We start from the raw sequence: 14,100 nt of genomic DNA, 5'->3' as shown, positions 1-14,100 counted from the left end.
GGCAGTTCGGCAGGCACCTCACGGCCGGTGGCGCGCAGCCGGCGCACCGAGCAGGCGCTCCCGGCGGTCATACGGCGCGCCGTCGAGGACCTTCGACTAGGTGTCGAACCGGGCTCGGTTGGCTTTCCGCTGACTTGCCGGGCTCGCTTCGCTTCCATTGATCCTGCCGAACGACTGCCGTACGTAGGATGCGGCGTGCAGGTTCATGCCAGTTACGACCCCTGGGGAGATCATGAGCGAATCAGGCCATCGTTCGTTTGAGTACGCGACCGTTCCACTGCTCGTGCACGCGACGAAGCAGATCCTCGACAACTGGGGGCAGGACGGGTGGGAGCTCGTCACCGTCATCCCCGGGCCGAACCCCGAGAACCTGGTGGCCTACCTCAAGCGGGAGAAGCAGTGAGCACGCCGGAGGAGCGGGTTCGGGAGCTCGGGCTGGAGGTGCCGGACGTCGTGGCGCCGCTGGCGTCGTACGTCCCCACCGTGCGGACGGGGAACCTGGTCTACACGTCCGGGCAACTGCCCATCGTCGACGGCAAGCTGCTCGCGACCGGCAAGGTCGGCGCGGAGATCGGCGAGGAGCAGGCCGCCGAGCTGGCCCGTGCCGCCGCGCTGAACGCGATCGCCGCCGTCAAGGCCGAGGTCGGCGAGCTGTCGCGGGTGCGCCGCATCGTCAAGGTCGTCGGTTTCGTGGCCAGCGCGCCGGACTTCTACGGTCAGCCGCAGGTCATCAACGGGGCGAGTGACCTGCTGGGCGAGGTGTTCGGCGACGCGGGCCGGCACGCGCGCAGCGCCGTGGGCGTCGCGGTCCTGCCGCGTGACGCGCCCGTGGAGGTCGAACTGATCGCCGAGGTCGAATAGCGTTCGGCTGACAACCCCCGCGGGGACGTCGTCCTACTTCTCGGACGGCGTCCCGGCCCGCCGTGAACGAGGAGGCCCCGTTGGCGGACGTCCCCGGCCTTCGGCTGCCGGACCAGATGGCCGAACGCGCGCGCGACATCGAAGAGGGCCGGGCGGAAGCGGCCGTGCCACGGGACGCCTCGACGGTCGTCCTGCTCCGCGACGCCGTCGGCGGCATCGAGGTGTACATGCTGCGCCGGGTGACGTCGATGCCGTCCGCGGCGGGGGCGTACGTCTTCCCGGGCGGTTCGGTGGACGTACGGGACGGCGACAGTACGGTCGGGTGGTCCGGGCCGTCGCCCACGGAGTGGGGCGCGGCGTTCGGGGCCGGGGAGACCCTCGCCCGCGAGCTGGTCTGCGCGGCCGTACGCGAGACGTTCGAGGAGTCGGGCGTGCTCCTCGCCGGGCCCACGCCGGACACGATCGCCGGTGACATCAGCGGCGACGACTGGGAGGCCGACCGGCTGGCCCTGCTCGACCGTTCGCTGTCGCTCGCCGCGCTGCTCGACAAGCGCGGCCTGGTGCTGCGGGGCGACCTGATGCGGCCCTGGGCGCACTGGATCACGCCGGTGATCGAGGCACGCCGCTACGACACGAGGTTCTTCGTCGCGGCGCTGCCGGCCGGGCAGCGCACCCGCGACGTGAGCACGGAGTCCGACCGGGTGGCGTGGGTACGCCCCCGCGAGGCGGTGGAGGCCGCCCGGCGCGGCGAGATGGCGCTGCTGCCGCCGACCATGGTGACGCTCACCGAGCTGGCGGCGTACGACTCGGTCGCCGCGGTGCTCGCCGCCGGACGGGGCGTACGGCCCCGGCTGCCCGAGACACGGGTGACGGGCGACGGCGTCTACCTCATCCTGCCGCCGGAGCTCGACGGGCACGTCCCCGGAGCCCGGCCGTGACGGGTGGGAGCACGATGCCGGGCATCGACGGAATGGGCACCGAGCGGGCGCGGTGCGTGCTGGCGCCGAACCCCTCACCGATGACCCTCGACGGCACCAACACCTGGGTGCTGCGCGAACCGGGCGCCGAGCGGTCGATCGTCGTCGACCCGGGGCCGGAGCACGAGGAGCACCTGCGCAGGGTCGCCGCCGAGGCGGGGCGCGTGGCCCTCGTGCTGCTCACGCACGGCCATCCGGACCACGCCGAGGGCGCGCGGCGCTTCGCCGAGCTGGCCGCCGAGGGCTCACGCCCCGTACCCGTCCGTGCCCTCGACCCGGCGCTGCGGCTGGGCGAGGAGGGATTGGGCGAGGGCGACGTCGTCGAGCTGGACGGGCTGGAGCTGCGGGTCATGGAGACACCGGGCCACAGCCCCGACTCGCTGTCCTTCTGGCTGCCGGGCGACCGTGCCGTCCTCACCGGCGACACGGTGCTCGGCTACGGCACCACCGTCGTGCACCGGCTCGGGGACTACCTCGCGTCCCTGGACCGGCTGCGGGCGATGGCCGAGGGCACCCGCGTGATCCTCCCGGGCCACGGGCCCAGGCTCGACGACCCCGTCGGCGCGCTCGACCACTACATCGCCCACCGGCGCGAACGCCTTCAGCAGGTCGAGGTCGCGGTCGCGGCCGGGGCCCGCACGGCGCGGGAGGTGGTGGAGCGGGTGTACGCCGACGTCGACCGGTCGCTGTGGCCGGCCGCCGAATGGTCCGTCCAGGCCCAGCTCGACCATCTCGCCGAGCGGGGCGCGATCTGAGGACTGCTTCTCGGCGCCGCGCAGCGGGCCGGTGACACAGGCCCCAGGGCCTGTCTCGAAGTCGCCGCGCAGTAGGACAGTGGGGCTTTGAGACAGGCCCTTAGCGCGAGCGCCTGCGGAGGCGGTCGATGTCGAGGACCTGTACGGCGCGGGCCTCGATCCGCAGCCAGCCGCGCTGGGCGAAGTCGGCCAGAGCCTTGTTCACCGTCTCACGCGACGCGCCGACGAGCTGGGCGAGCTCTTCCTGCGTCAGGTCGTGGTGGACGTGCAGGCCGCTCTCGGACGGCTGGCCGAACCGCTCGGCGAGGTCGAGCAGGGCCTTGGCGACCCGGCCGGGCACGTCCGTGAAGACGAGGTCGGCCATGTTCTCGTTGGTCCGGCGCAGGCGCTGGGCGAGGGCGCGCAGCAGGTGGACGCTGATCTCGGGGTGGTCCTTGAGGAACGGCCACAGGTCGCTGTGGCTCAGCGCGGCCAGGCGGGACTCCGTCACGGCGATGGCGCTGGCCGTGCGCGGCCTGGGGTCGAACAGTGACAGCTCGCCGAACATCTCGCTGGGGCCCAGGACGCTCAGGAGGTTCTCCCGGCCGTCCGGTGCCGTCCGAGTGAGCTTGATCTTGCCGTCGAGGACGACGTAGAGCCGGTCGCCCTCTTGATCCTCGGAAAAGAGCGTCTGACCGCGGGACAGGTGGACTTCTGTCACGATGGCGCGGAGCGCCTTGGCCCCCTCGTCGTCGAGTCCTTCGAACAGCGGGGCCCGTCCCAGAACCTCCACGTCGCGGTCGTTCACGTTTCCTCCTAGCTGACGTACGACCACAGTGTGACGCACATCGCAGGATGAGTTTTGGGCGACCCCCCCGTTACCCTTGCGTTCGTGCCACGCAAACCGGAGTCGCGTCTCGCCCTCGTACGCCGGGCCCGCCGGATCAACCGAGAGCTCGCGGAAGTGTACCCGGACGCACATTGCGAGCTTGATTTCGTCGATCCGTTCCAGCTCCTGGTGGCGACGATCCTGTCCGCGCAGACGACGGACAAGCGCGTCAACATGGTCACCCCGACCCTCTTCGCCCGGTACCCGACCGCGGCGGACCTCGCGGCGGCCGAACGCGAGGAGGTCGAGAAGATCATTCAGTCGACGGGCTTCTTCCGGGCCAAGACGAACAGCCTGCTGGGGCTCGGCCACGAGCTGTGCGATCGTTTCGGCGGCGAGGTGCCGCGCACCCTCGAGGAGCTCGTGACGCTGCCCGGTGTGGGGCGCAAGACCGCCAACGTCGTGCTCGGCAACGCCTTCGACGTCCCGGGCATCACGGTCGACACCCACTTCTCGCGGCTGTCCAAGCGGTTCGGGTGGACCACCGAGACCGATCCGGTCAAGATCGAGTACGAGGTCGGAGAGCTGATCCCGCGCAAGGACTGGACGATCCTGTCCCACCGGCTGATCTGGCACGGCCGGCGCATCTGCCACTCGCGGCGCCCGGCCTGCGGGGCCTGCCCGCTCGCGCGGCTGTGCCCGTCGTACGGCGAGGGCCCGACCGACGAGGAGACCGCCCGCAAGCTGGTGAAGTCCGGCCCGTTCTCGTGACCGGGAAGGATCAGGAGCCGGACTCCGTTGAGCCTTCAATGATGTCGGTCGAGCCCTCGATGGAGACGGACTGCCCGGAGTGGCTGCGCGACTTCGCGGCCGAGGCCCCCCGCATGCAGGTTCCCACCCTCCTGCGTCCCCCCGCGAACGGCGCCCGCGCCGCCGCGGTGCTCATCCTGTTCGGCGAGGGGCCCGACGGCCCCGACCTCCTGCTCCTCCAGCGCGCGGACACCCTGCGCAAGCACGCCGGGCAGCCGGCGTTCCCCGGCGGCGGCGTCGACCCCGGTGACGGCGGACCCGTCGGAGCCGCCCTGCGCGAGGCCGCCGAGGAGACCGGCCTGGATCCCTCCGGCGTCACGGTCCTGGCGGCGATGCCGGAGATGTACGTCGCGCACAGCGGGTACCGCGTCACCCCGGTGGTCGCGTGGTGGCGGGAGCCCTCCGCCGTCGACGCGGCCGACCCCCGCGAGGTCGCCTCGGTCGCCAGGGTCCCGCTGTCCGAGCTGACGGACCCCGCCAACCGGCTGCGCATCCGCGGCCCCTCCGGCCACCTCGGTCCGGCGTTCCGCGTCCGGGGGATGCTGGTCTGGGGGTTCACCGCCGGCCTCCTGCACGCGGTGCTCGAGACCGCCGGCTGGGACCTGCCCTGGGACACCGGCCGGGTCGAGGACCTTCCCGCCCAGGTCATCGACCTCGCGAGCCGCGAGTAGTCCTCCATTCGTATCCCGTCCTCGCGGATGTGGTCCGCAGAGGGGACTTCCCCGGCTCCCAATGCGCTATACGGTTGACCGGTGCTGGGCGATCACATCCTTGATCTCATCCTGCTGGTCCTCGTCGTGCTGTTCGCGATCTCGGGCTACCGGCAGGGCTTCATCGTGGGCGTGCTCAGCTTCATCGGCTTTGTCGGGGGCGTCGTCCTCGGCATGCTGATCGCCCCGCCACTGGTCAAGTCGGTCGTCGACGGCGCCGCGCAACAGGCGCTGCTCGCCGTCGTCATCGCCTTCCTGGCCGCGACGCTCGGGCAGCTGATCGCCTCCTCCGTCGGCTCCGCGCTGCGCAGCCGCGTGACCTGGGAGTCGGCGCGGAGCGTCGACGCCATCGGCGGGGCGTGCGTCAGCATCGTCGCGTTGCTCGTGGTGGCGTGGTTCATCGGCACTGCCGTGATCTCCTCCCCGGTCGTCTGGCTGAGCACCCAGGTGAAGAACTCCGAGGTGCTGCACGGCGTCGACACGTTCATGCCGCAGCAGGCCACCACCTGGTTCTCCTCCTTCCGTGGGTTCGTCTCGAAGACGGAGTTCCCGCAGGTGTTCGGCGGGCTCGGCGGCGAACCCATCGCCGAGGTGCCACCCCCGGACACCAAGGTCCTCACCACCCCGGAGCTGATCGCGGCCCAGAAGAGCATCGTAAAGATCATGGGGACGGCCCACAGCTGCCAGCGCCGGATCGAGGGCACCGGCTTCGTGTACGCGCGCGGCCGCGTGATGACCAACGCGCACGTCGTCGCGGGCGTCGACAGCGGTCCCACCGTGTACCCCCTGGGCGACCACAGCTACCGCGCCAAGGTCGTGCTGTACGACGACAAGCGCGACATCGCCGTCCTCGACGTCCCCGGCCTGCGCCTGCCCTCCCTGAAGTTCGACGAGGGCGCCCAGAGCCGCGACAACGCCGTCGTCGCCGGCTATCCGAAGAACCAGAAGATCACCGCGCGCGCCGCCCGCGTCCGCGCCAAGCAGAAGGCCAAGGGCCCGGACATCTACCACTCCGGGCAGGTCACCCGCGAGATCTACAACATCCGCGCACTGGTCGAGCAGGGCAACTCCGGCGGACCGCTGCTGTCGCCGGGCGGCAAGGTGTACGGCGTGGTCTTCGCCGCCGCCCTGGACAACAAGGACACCGGGTACGCCCTCACCGCCCACGAGGTCTCCCCGGACGCACAGGCGGGCGTCACCGCCGCCGGAAGCGTCTCCACGGAGTCGTGCTCGGACTAGGGCTGTTTCATGAGCCCGCTGTCCGGCTGCGCTACGAACGGGGCTGATGAAACAGCCCCTGGCCACGCAGCCGGGGAGCCAGGTCGGTGTCCGCGACCGCGCCAAGGCCGTCGCGCTCGATCAGGTCCGCCAGCGCGCGCGCCTCTCGCGCGAGGTCGGCGACCGCGATCCCGTGCGGCGCGCTCCCGGCGTACGGGGCGATGCGGTCGGCGGCGCGGTGCAGGAGCGTACGGGCCCCCTGCGCGTTGCCGCGCCGTACGTGCGTGAATCCGACGGCCAGCTGGGCCAGCCCCTGCCACAGGGTGCGCTCGGCCTCCGGAGCGGCCTTCCAGGCGGCCTCCAGCACCTCGTGGGCGTGGAAGGGCCGGTCGGCGTCGAGTAGCCGCTGCGCCTCGGCCAGGGCCTCGGCGGGCTCCGCCGCGTAGTCGTCGGGGACGCGTTCCTCCCCGGCCGCTCCATGCGGCAACGGCCGTCCGTACGCGTCACGGGGCCGCGCGTTGCGCGCCCGTCCCGTCTCGTCCCGATCGCGCATGTTCCCCATTCTCCGCCCCACGCGCCAGGCCTCGAACCAGGCCGGCGCTCCGCCCCGTACGCCAGCCCTTGAGCCAGGACGGCACTCCGTGCGGTGCGCCGGGCCTCGAGCCAGGACGGCCCTCCGCCCCGTACGCCAGCCCTTGAGCCAGGTCGGCACTTCGTGCGGTGCGCCGGGTCTTGAGCCAGGTCGGCCCTCCGCGCCGGGCGGGGCCTCATTCCGGCCGGTGGCCCTCGGAGGTCGCGCGGCGGCCCGCTTCGGGGTCCGTCAGCCAGGAGAGAAGCTCGGTGTCGAACGCTCCGGGGCGTTCCTCCTGGGGGAAGTGCCCGACGCCCTCGATCAGCCGCCACCGGTACGGCGCCTCGACGTATCGGCCCGACCCCTGGGCGCTGCGGGGGAGGACGTAGCGGTCCAGCGAGCCGTGCAGCTGGAGCGTGGGGACACGGACGGGCGTGCGCATCCGCCGGGCGTACCGCATGCCGTCCGGGCGCAGCACCGAGCGCACCGCCCACCGGTGGTACTCCAGCGCGCAGTGCGCGACGCCGGGGATCTGGAAGGCCGAGCGGTACAGCCGCTCACTGCCGGAGTCCGGCCAGCCCGGTGCCGACCAGGCGTGCAGCACCCGGCCGACCTGGGCCGCGTCGTCCCGTACGAGCAGCCGCTCCGGCCCCATCGGCAGCTGGAAGCCGAACGTGTGCCGGGCCGCCCAGGCCTGGCCGCGCAGGTCCGTCGCGATCGCGGTGCGGATGCGCAGCGGGTGGGGCGCCGAGACGACGACGAGCCGCTGGACGACGCGGGGTTGGTAGACGCCCATCGTCCAGGCGAGCAGGCCGCCCCAGTCGTGGCCGACGACGGTCGCGTTCGCCTCGCCGAGCGCGCGGATCAGCCCGGCGGCGTCACGGGCCAGCGTGATCAGGTCGTATCCGCGCGGCGGTTTGTCGCTGCCGCCGTACCCGCGCAGGTCGACGGCTGCCGCGCGGAACCCGGCCTCGGCCAGCGACACCAGCTGACGATGCCAGGTCCACCAGAACTGCGGGAAGCCGTGCAGGAGCAGGACCAGCGGTCCTTCGCCGATCTCGACGACGTGGAAGCGCGTGCCGCCCGCGCTCACCGACCGGTGCCGCCACGGGCCATCGATCTGGACGACGGACTCGTCGGTCATGGCCGGGCCCCCTCTTCATCGGCCCGCGGGCGCGACTCGACCCCCGCCGGCGGGCGTCACTCCGTCAGCGCGGGCTGCTCTTCCGAACCGCCGCTCCGGCGGAGCATGGCGAAGTCCTCCATCACGGACTGCCGGGACCGCTTGGCACCGCTCATCTTCTTCATACGCCACAGGCCGATGAGGATGAGCACGCCCGCCAGCAGAACGTAGAAGCCCGCCACGATGAGGAACGCCGCCCAGTTCCAGATGCCGACCGTGATCAGACCGTACGCCGCGGCGATCGACAGCAGGATGACGACGACGCCACCGATGACCCCCGCCACGGCGAACAGCGTGCCACCGAGTGCGGCCTTCTTGGCGTCGCCCTTCAGCTCCAGCTTGGCGAGCTCGATCTCCGACTTTACGAGGCGTGAGACGCTGCCAGTGGCGATGGCGACCAGCTCGCCGAGTGATTTGTCGTCATACTGCCCGTCCGGCCGTACCTCGGTCATGTTTCTCCTCTCAGTGCCGCTCGCCACTCTCTCGGATGGCGCGGGATCCGAATAGGCCGAATCGCCGATGAGGAGTGAACCGGCGAAGTCCCGGCGAAAGAACGGCTTATCGGCACGCGATGTCCGAGGTTACCGGTGGCGGGTGCCGTCGCCTCCGGCGGCGGGCCGTTACCGCCGCGACCCCGTCACCACCGTGGCCGCAGCGAGGACCACGCCGCGCTCCCGGTGCGAACACGCGGCGTACCGGGGTGGAGCCGCGACGGAGACCGGGATGGAGACGACGCGGCGAGGCGGCCGCGAGAGCCGCGGTGAGGCGGCGGCAGCGGGGCACCTGTGAGGGCCGTCGTGAGGCGGCGGCAGCGGGCAGCCCGTGAGGGGTTGCGGTGAGGTCGGCGGCGAGGCGCCGGCCGGGCCGCGGTGAGACCGGCGGCGGAGGAGAGCGCGGCCCGTGGGGCCGCGCTCACACTCCCTCGTCGTGGCTACTCGTCGCTCGTCGCGGCGGGCAGCTTGTCCTTGATGAGGTCCATCACCGCGCTGTCCGTCAGCGTGGTCACGTCCCCGAGCGAGCGGTTCTCGGCGACGTCGCGGAGCAGCCGCCGCATGATCTTCCCGGATCGGGTCTTGGGCAGCTCCGGCACGATCATGATCTGGCGGGGCTTGGCGATCGGGCCGAGGTGCTTGGCGACGTGGTCGCGCAGCTCGGCGACGAGCGCCGCACCGTTGTCGACCGTCTCCCCGCGCAGGATGACGAACGCGACGATGGCCTGCCCGGTGAGCGGGTCGGTGGAGCCGACCACGGCCGCCTCGGCGACCTTCGGGTTCGACACCAGCGCCGACTCGACCTCGGTCGTCGAGATGTTGTGACCGGACACGAGCATGACGTCGTCGACCCGGCCGAGCAGCCAGAAGTCGCCGTCGTCGTCCTTCTTCGCGCCGTCGCCCGCGAAGTACAGCCCCTCAAAGCGCGACCAGTACGTCTTGATGTACCGCTCGTCGTCGCCCCAGATCGTGCGCAGCATCGAGGGCCACGGCTCCTTGACGACGAGGAATCCACCGCCCCCGTTCGGCACCGGCTTGCCCTGGTCGTCGACGATGTCGGACTCGATGCCGGGCAGCGGCCGCATCGCCGCTCCGGGCTTGCCGTGCGTCACGCCCGGCAGCGGACTGATCATGATGGCGCCCGTCTCCGTCTGCCACCAGGTGTCCACCACCGGCGTACGGTCGCCGCCGATGTTGCGGCGGTACCAGACGTACGCCTCGGGGTTGATCGGCTCGCCGACCGAGCCCAGCAGCCGCAGCGACGACAGGTCGTGCTGGGCGGGGATGTCCTCGCCCCACTTCATGAACGTGCGGATCGCGGTCGGCGCGCAGTACAGGATCGAGACCTTGTACTTGGCGACGGTCTCCCACCAGCGGCCCTTGTGCGGGGTGTCGGGCGTGCCCTCGTACATGACGCTCGTCGCGCCGTTGGACAGTGGCCCGTAGACGATGTACGAGTGGCCGGTCACCCAGCCGATGTCGGCCGCGGTCCAGAAGACGTCGGTCTCCGGCTTGAGGTCGAACACCGCGTGGTGCGTCCACGACACCTGCGTGAGGTACCCACCGGTGGTGTGCAGGATGCCCTTCGGCTTGGCGGTCGTGCCCGACGTGTACATGACGTACAGCGGGTGCTCCGCGTCGTGCGGCTCCGCCTCGTGCTCCTCGCTCTGCCGGTCGACGACGTCGTGCCACCAGACGTCGCGGCCCTCGGTCCACGCGACGTCCTGACCGGTGCGGCGCACCACGAGGACGTTCCGTACGTGGTCGATGCCCTCGACGGCCTCGTCGACGTTCGGCTTGAGCGCGCTCGGCGCGCCCCGGCGGTAGCCGCCGTCCGCGGTGATGACGACGTGCGCGTCACAGTCCTCGATGCGGCCGCGCAGCGCGTCGGCGGAGAACCCGCCGAAGACCACCGTGTGCGGCGCGCCGATGCGGGCACAGGCCAGCATCGCGAACACCGTCTCGGGGATCATCGGCATGTAGATCGCGACCCGGTCGCCCTTCTGGACGCCGAGCTCGATGAGGGCGTTCGCCGCCTTGGACACCTCACGCTGGAGATCGGCGTACGTGATGGTGCGGGTGTCGCCGGGCTCGCCCTCCCAGTGGTACGCGACGCGGTCGCCGCGGCCCGCCTCGACGTGCCGGTCGACGCAGTTGTACGCGACGTTCAGCCGCCCGCCGACGAACCACTTGGCGAACGGTGGATTCGACCAGTCGAGGACGGTGTCCCATTCAGTGTCCCAGTTCAGGCGCCTGGCCTGCTTCTCCCAGAACGCCAGCCGGTCCGCCGCCGCCTCCTCGTACGCCGCCGAGGTGACGTTGGCCGCCTCGGCGAGGTCTGTGGGGGGAGCGAACCGCCGGCTCTCCTGAAGAAGGTTGGAGAGGGTCTCGTGTGGGGTTTCCTGCGTCACGGCGCGCTCCTTCGGAGGCTCAGAAGGTCAGGACGGTCCATGCCAACTTCAGCAGCTTCGCGTGTGTCGTTACAAGGGGTGCTCGCCGCGTAGGGTCATCGGGTGGCGCCATCTCCTGCTGCGGCCGGGATGGCGCCGCGTCCACCCGTGCCGTGCCGTGTTCGGCCACCGACATCCATCCAAGGAGGAAGCGGCGTTCCGGCCCGGCCGCCACCGGGACGACCACCGAACGCCGCGCGCCCGATGAGCGACCCCTTTGCCAACGTCGCGAGCCTGCCCGAGGTGCCCGAGGCCGTCGCGCGAACCCGGGAGGCCGTCGACCGGCTGCTCGGCCACCGGATCCTGCGGCGGCGCAGCGCCGAGGTCTCCGCCGAGTCGGCGCTGCGCGGCGCGCGGGCGTCGGCCGCGCTCGAAGGCGTCGCGGTTCCCCTCGAGGACGTACGCGGCGGCGGCCTGACGAGCGACCCGGTCGTCCAGGGGGCACTGCGCGTGTCGGCCGAGCTGGGGTCGCTGGCGGACACCTGGCGGAAGGCACCGCGCCAGGCGCTCGCCCGGCTGCACGCCCTCGCGGCCGCGGACGCCGTCGACCCCGACACGCTCGGCAGGCCCCGCCCGGACGACGACGCGAGCGATCCCCTCGAACTCGGGCCACCCCCGTCGCCCGCGGACGTCGCCGGGCGGCTCGACGTGCTCAGCGACCTGCTCACCTCGCCGACGGAGGCACCGGCGATCGTCGTCGCCGCGATCGTGCACGGGGAGCTGCTCGCGCTGCGGCCGTTCGGCTGGGGTGACGGCATCGTGGCCCGGGCGGCGGCGCGGCTCACCATCGTCGACCGGGGCCTCGATCCCAAGTCGCTGATCGCCCCGGAGGTCGGGCACCTCGAGCTCCAGACCGCGTACGGCGATGCCCTTCGCGGCTACGCGGCGGGCACCTCCGACGGCGTCGCGCGGTGGGTACGCCACTGCGCCGAAGCCGTCGAGCTGGGGACGCGTGACGCGCTCGCGGTCTGCGAGGCGTTCATGCGCGGCTGACCCGCCGTACGACGTCCTCGTCATGGGGCGGCGTCCGCGAGGCCCATTCGCGGCCGACTCGCCGTACGGGGACTGGGACCTTGCCGTGGGGCGGCGTCCGCGAGGGACAGGTGCGAATGCCGCAGGCCGTCGCACGGGTGGCGCCAGGTCGGCGCCCGGGGTGGCGCTCCCGAAATCGGCGGGTCCGAAACCGGTGGCTGGGAGCAACATAGCGAACGGCGTTCCCGTAGGAACGCCGTCGCCGGCACGTCACACCGGGTTACCAAGCGTGCACCTCAAATCGTCGGATCGGGTCAAGCCCGTCTCGACGCGCCTCCCGCGGCTGGTCGCGCGTGGGTGCCCGGCTGCCGTGCTCGGACACTTGGTCCGTGCAACCTGTCTACGCCGAATCAGCCCAGTTGGCAAGCCCCCCGATTCGGTGAACGGGCGCCCGACGAAGGATCTTCGTCCGGTGGAACGGTATCCCCGCACAAGAGATCGACTTCATAAAGTGGCTTTGGCGCCGATGATCACGAATCGTTCCAGCGGCCGGAAAGTGATCACTCAGCGTGATCTACCTTTGTTTCAACCAACCCTGCCCGACGGCAGAACGATCTCGTCTGCTTCCGCTACGCTGCAGCCACTTACGGCAGGCGTTCTCACCGCACCCCCCGCGTGGCATACGCCCGAATGCTCCCGTTATGGGTGATCGACCAATGATCACGAAATGGTCGCCACTCAGACGGAACACCGAGTGATCGGGCGACATTATGTTGAACCTGCATACACTGGGGGCGCCGGGTTTACCGTCCGCTGACGAGCGCCCGGCCTTGGCTTGGCCTTCGAGACCTCCCGGGAAAACGGGACCGGCTCTACCCCCCCCCGGAGCCGGACCGTCCGGCGACCCCCGCTCTCCCCCCCGGCGGGGGTCGTCTCGTTTCCGGGGGTATTCGATCCTCACCCTGCTCCCGAACGAAGTTATCCACAGGGTGTGGAGGGGTCTTTCGGGGCGGACGGCCAGGGGCGCATCGTTGAACTCGCCGAAGCGAGGAGATGCCATGTCCGCCACCGTGCTGATCGTCTCTGCCGACTCCCTGCTCGTCGACGACCTGTTGCGCCTGTCGACGGCGGCCGACGTCGAGACCCGGCTCGCCGCCGATGCGACGAGCGCGCGGGCCGCGTGGCGCGATGCCGCGCTCATCGTGGTCGGCGCTGACTTAGCCGCCGGCATCGCCCGGTCGTCTCCCGAGCGACGGCCGGGGGTGATCCTCACCGCCGCAGAGCCCGACGGCGACGAGCTCTACCGCCTCGCCGTCGAGATCGGGGCGCAACAGGTCGTGGCCCTGCCGGAGGGCGAGACCTGGCTGGTCGACCAGATGGCGGCGACCGCCGAGCCGACCGGCCGACGCGCGGCCGTGGTCGCCGTCCTGGGCGGGCGCGGCGGCGCGGGCGCGAGCGTCCTGGCCGCCGTGCTGGCCGGCATCGCCGCACGGCACCGGCTGCGCACGCTTCTCCTCGACGGTGACCCGCTCGGCGGCGGCATCGACCTTGTCCTGGGCGCGGAGGGGACGCCCGGGGCAAGGTGGTCCGACTACGCCGACCGGCACGGGCGGCTGAGCACCGCCGCGCTCCACGACTCGCTGCCGACGCGCGACGGCCTCGCCGTGCTGTCGTGGCACCGTGGGGCCGCCGAGCCGGTCTCCGCCGAGACGATGCGGTCGGTGCTCGACGCGGCCGCCCGGGGCTATGACCTCGTCGTCGCCGACCTGCCCCGGCAGCTCACCGACGCCGGTGCCGAGGTCCTGGTCGCCGCCGACACCACGTTGATCGTGGTGCCCGCCGAGGTGCGCGCCACCGTGGCGGCCGACCGCGTCGCCGACCTGGTCCGCAACTACTCCCGTGACCTTCGGGTCGTCGTCCGCGGCCCGGCTCCCGGCGGTCTCAAGCCCGCGGTCATCGCGGAGTCGCTGCGCCTTCCCCTCGCGGGGGTCGTGTCCACCGACAGGCGCCTGGCGACCGCGATCGAGCGCGGCCATCGTCCTGGCAGGAGCGGGGCGCTCGACGGCTTCTGCCGCCGCTTCCTCACCGACCTCCGGCAGGTCCGGCCGATGACCGGAGAGGCGCGCTGATGCGCTCCGCGATGAGGTCCGGAGGGGTGCGCTGATGCGTTCCGCGATGAGGTCCGGAGAGGCGCGCCGATGGGCTCCGCGATGAGGTCCGCAGAGGGACGGCAGCGCCCCGCCGGCCACCCCCGGCATCTCCGGGTGGGCGGTCTTCGCGAACGGCTCGCGGCA

General features: G+C 71.9%; 14 protein-coding genes. 9 read left to right on the top strand and 5 right to left on the bottom strand.

Features of this window, described 5'->3' with window-relative positions; genetic code table 11:
- The first annotated feature begins 232 nt into the window (after positions 1–232).
- The 4 genes from sp36 (at position 233) to NE236_RS19335 (ending at position 2,593) form a co-directional block, all read left to right on the top strand.
- Positions 233–403, top strand: coding sequence for a Sp36 family protein (gene sp36, locus NE236_RS19350; protein ID WP_252843426.1), 171 nt, complete (start codon positions 233–235; stop codon positions 401–403).
- Positions 400–861 (top strand): RidA family protein, encoded by a 462-nt coding sequence (locus tag NE236_RS19345; protein ID WP_252843425.1) that lies wholly within the window; start codon positions 400–402, stop codon positions 859–861. The genes sp36 and NE236_RS19345 overlap by 4 nt, the downstream gene beginning before the upstream one ends.
- An 80-nt stretch (positions 862–941) precedes the next feature.
- On the top strand, positions 942–1,799 hold the full coding sequence (locus NE236_RS19340; protein WP_372494388.1) for an NUDIX hydrolase: 858 nt from the start codon (positions 942–944) through the stop codon (positions 1,797–1,799).
- Positions 1,800–1,813: 14 nt separating this feature from the next.
- On the top strand, positions 1,814–2,593 hold the full coding sequence (locus NE236_RS19335) for an MBL fold metallo-hydrolase (protein ID WP_252843718.1): 780 nt from the start codon (positions 1,814–1,816) through the stop codon (positions 2,591–2,593).
- Positions 2,594–2,693: 100 nt separating this feature from the next.
- Here the strand turns inward: NE236_RS19335 and NE236_RS19330 are convergent, their stop codons facing one another.
- The gene (locus NE236_RS19330; protein WP_252843424.1) at positions 2,694–3,380 is read right to left on the bottom strand and encodes a Crp/Fnr family transcriptional regulator; all 687 of its coding nucleotides are present in this window, start codon (positions 3,378–3,380) and stop codon (positions 2,694–2,696) included.
- 84 nt (positions 3,381–3,464) lie between these two features.
- On the opposite strand from NE236_RS19330, the gene nth reads away from it, so the two are divergent.
- The 3 genes from nth (at position 3,465) to NE236_RS19315 (ending at position 6,160) form a co-directional block, all read left to right on the top strand.
- Positions 3,465–4,172, top strand: a complete 708-nt coding sequence (gene nth, locus NE236_RS19325) for an endonuclease III (protein WP_252843423.1) — start codon at positions 3,465–3,467, stop codon at positions 4,170–4,172.
- A gap of 41 nt (positions 4,173–4,213) precedes the next feature.
- A complete protein-coding gene (locus tag NE236_RS19320; RefSeq protein WP_252843422.1) occupies positions 4,214–4,882 on the top strand; it encodes an NUDIX hydrolase in 669 nt (222 codons plus the stop codon).
- A 96-nt stretch (positions 4,883–4,978) separates the two neighbouring features.
- Positions 4,979–6,160 (top strand): MarP family serine protease, encoded by a 1,182-nt coding sequence (locus tag NE236_RS19315; protein ID WP_372494398.1) that lies wholly within the window; start codon positions 4,979–4,981, stop codon positions 6,158–6,160.
- Between the two features lie 31 nt (positions 6,161–6,191).
- Here NE236_RS19315 and NE236_RS19310 read toward each other — a convergent pair whose 3' ends face one another.
- The 4 genes from NE236_RS19310 to acs form a co-directional block, all read right to left on the bottom strand.
- Complete coding sequence (locus NE236_RS19310) at positions 6,192–6,692, bottom strand: DUF309 domain-containing protein (protein ID WP_252843421.1); 501 nt, start codon at positions 6,690–6,692, stop codon at positions 6,192–6,194.
- A 214-nt stretch (positions 6,693–6,906) separates the two neighbouring features.
- Positions 6,907–7,854 carry an alpha/beta fold hydrolase gene (locus NE236_RS19305; protein WP_252843420.1) on the bottom strand — a complete coding sequence of 316 codons (948 nt, stop codon included), beginning with the start codon at positions 7,852–7,854 and terminating at the stop codon, positions 6,907–6,909.
- A 56-nt stretch (positions 7,855–7,910) separates the two neighbouring features.
- Complete coding sequence (locus tag NE236_RS19300; RefSeq protein ID WP_252843419.1) at positions 7,911–8,345, bottom strand: phage holin family protein; 435 nt, start codon at positions 8,343–8,345, stop codon at positions 7,911–7,913.
- A 479-nt stretch (positions 8,346–8,824) separates the two neighbouring features.
- The gene (acs, locus tag NE236_RS19295; RefSeq protein ID WP_252843418.1) at positions 8,825–10,795 is read right to left on the bottom strand and encodes an acetate--CoA ligase; all 1,971 of its coding nucleotides are present in this window, start codon (positions 10,793–10,795) and stop codon (positions 8,825–8,827) included.
- Positions 10,796–11,038: 243 nt separating this feature from the next.
- On the opposite strand from acs, the gene NE236_RS19290 reads away from it, so the two are divergent.
- A complete protein-coding gene (locus NE236_RS19290; protein WP_252843417.1) occupies positions 11,039–11,827 on the top strand; it encodes a Fic family protein in 789 nt (262 codons plus the stop codon).
- A gap of 1,037 nt (positions 11,828–12,864) precedes the next feature.
- Positions 12,865–13,935, top strand: coding sequence for a septum site-determining protein Ssd (ssd, locus tag NE236_RS19285; RefSeq protein WP_252843416.1), 1,071 nt, complete (start codon positions 12,865–12,867; stop codon positions 13,933–13,935).
- Positions 13,936–14,100: the final 165 nt, after the last annotated feature.

Source organism: Actinoallomurus purpureus (assembly GCF_024055795.1).
GTDB classification, from domain to species: Bacteria; Actinomycetota; Actinomycetes; order Streptosporangiales; family Streptosporangiaceae; genus Actinoallomurus; species Actinoallomurus purpureus.
The sequence above is the reverse complement of the archived record's forward strand: the minus strand, read 5'-3'. Positions and strand labels throughout refer to the sequence as shown.

Excerpts from the sequence above, each read along its gene's own strand:
- NE236_RS19320 (WP_252843422.1), top strand. The coding sequence starts at position 4,214 with ATGTCGGTCGAGCCCTCGATGGAGACGGACTGCCCGGAGTGGCTGCGC.
- NE236_RS19335 (WP_252843718.1), top strand. The coding sequence starts at position 1,814 with ATGCCGGGCATCGACGGAATGGGCACCGAGCGGGCGCGGTGCGTGCTG.
- NE236_RS19300 (WP_252843419.1), bottom strand. The coding sequence starts at position 8,345 with ATGACCGAGGTACGGCCGGACGGGCAGTATGACGACAAATCACTCGGC.
- NE236_RS19310 (WP_252843421.1), bottom strand. The coding sequence starts at position 6,692 with ATGCGCGATCGGGACGAGACGGGACGGGCGCGCAACGCGCGGCCCCGT.
- sp36 (WP_252843426.1), top strand. The coding sequence starts at position 233 with ATGAGCGAATCAGGCCATCGTTCGTTTGAGTACGCGACCGTTCCACTG.
- NE236_RS19290 (WP_252843417.1), top strand. The coding sequence starts at position 11,039 with ATGAGCGACCCCTTTGCCAACGTCGCGAGCCTGCCCGAGGTGCCCGAG.
- NE236_RS19305 (WP_252843420.1), bottom strand. The coding sequence starts at position 7,854 with ATGACCGACGAGTCCGTCGTCCAGATCGATGGCCCGTGGCGGCACCGG.
- ssd (WP_252843416.1), top strand. The coding sequence starts at position 12,865 with ATGTCCGCCACCGTGCTGATCGTCTCTGCCGACTCCCTGCTCGTCGAC.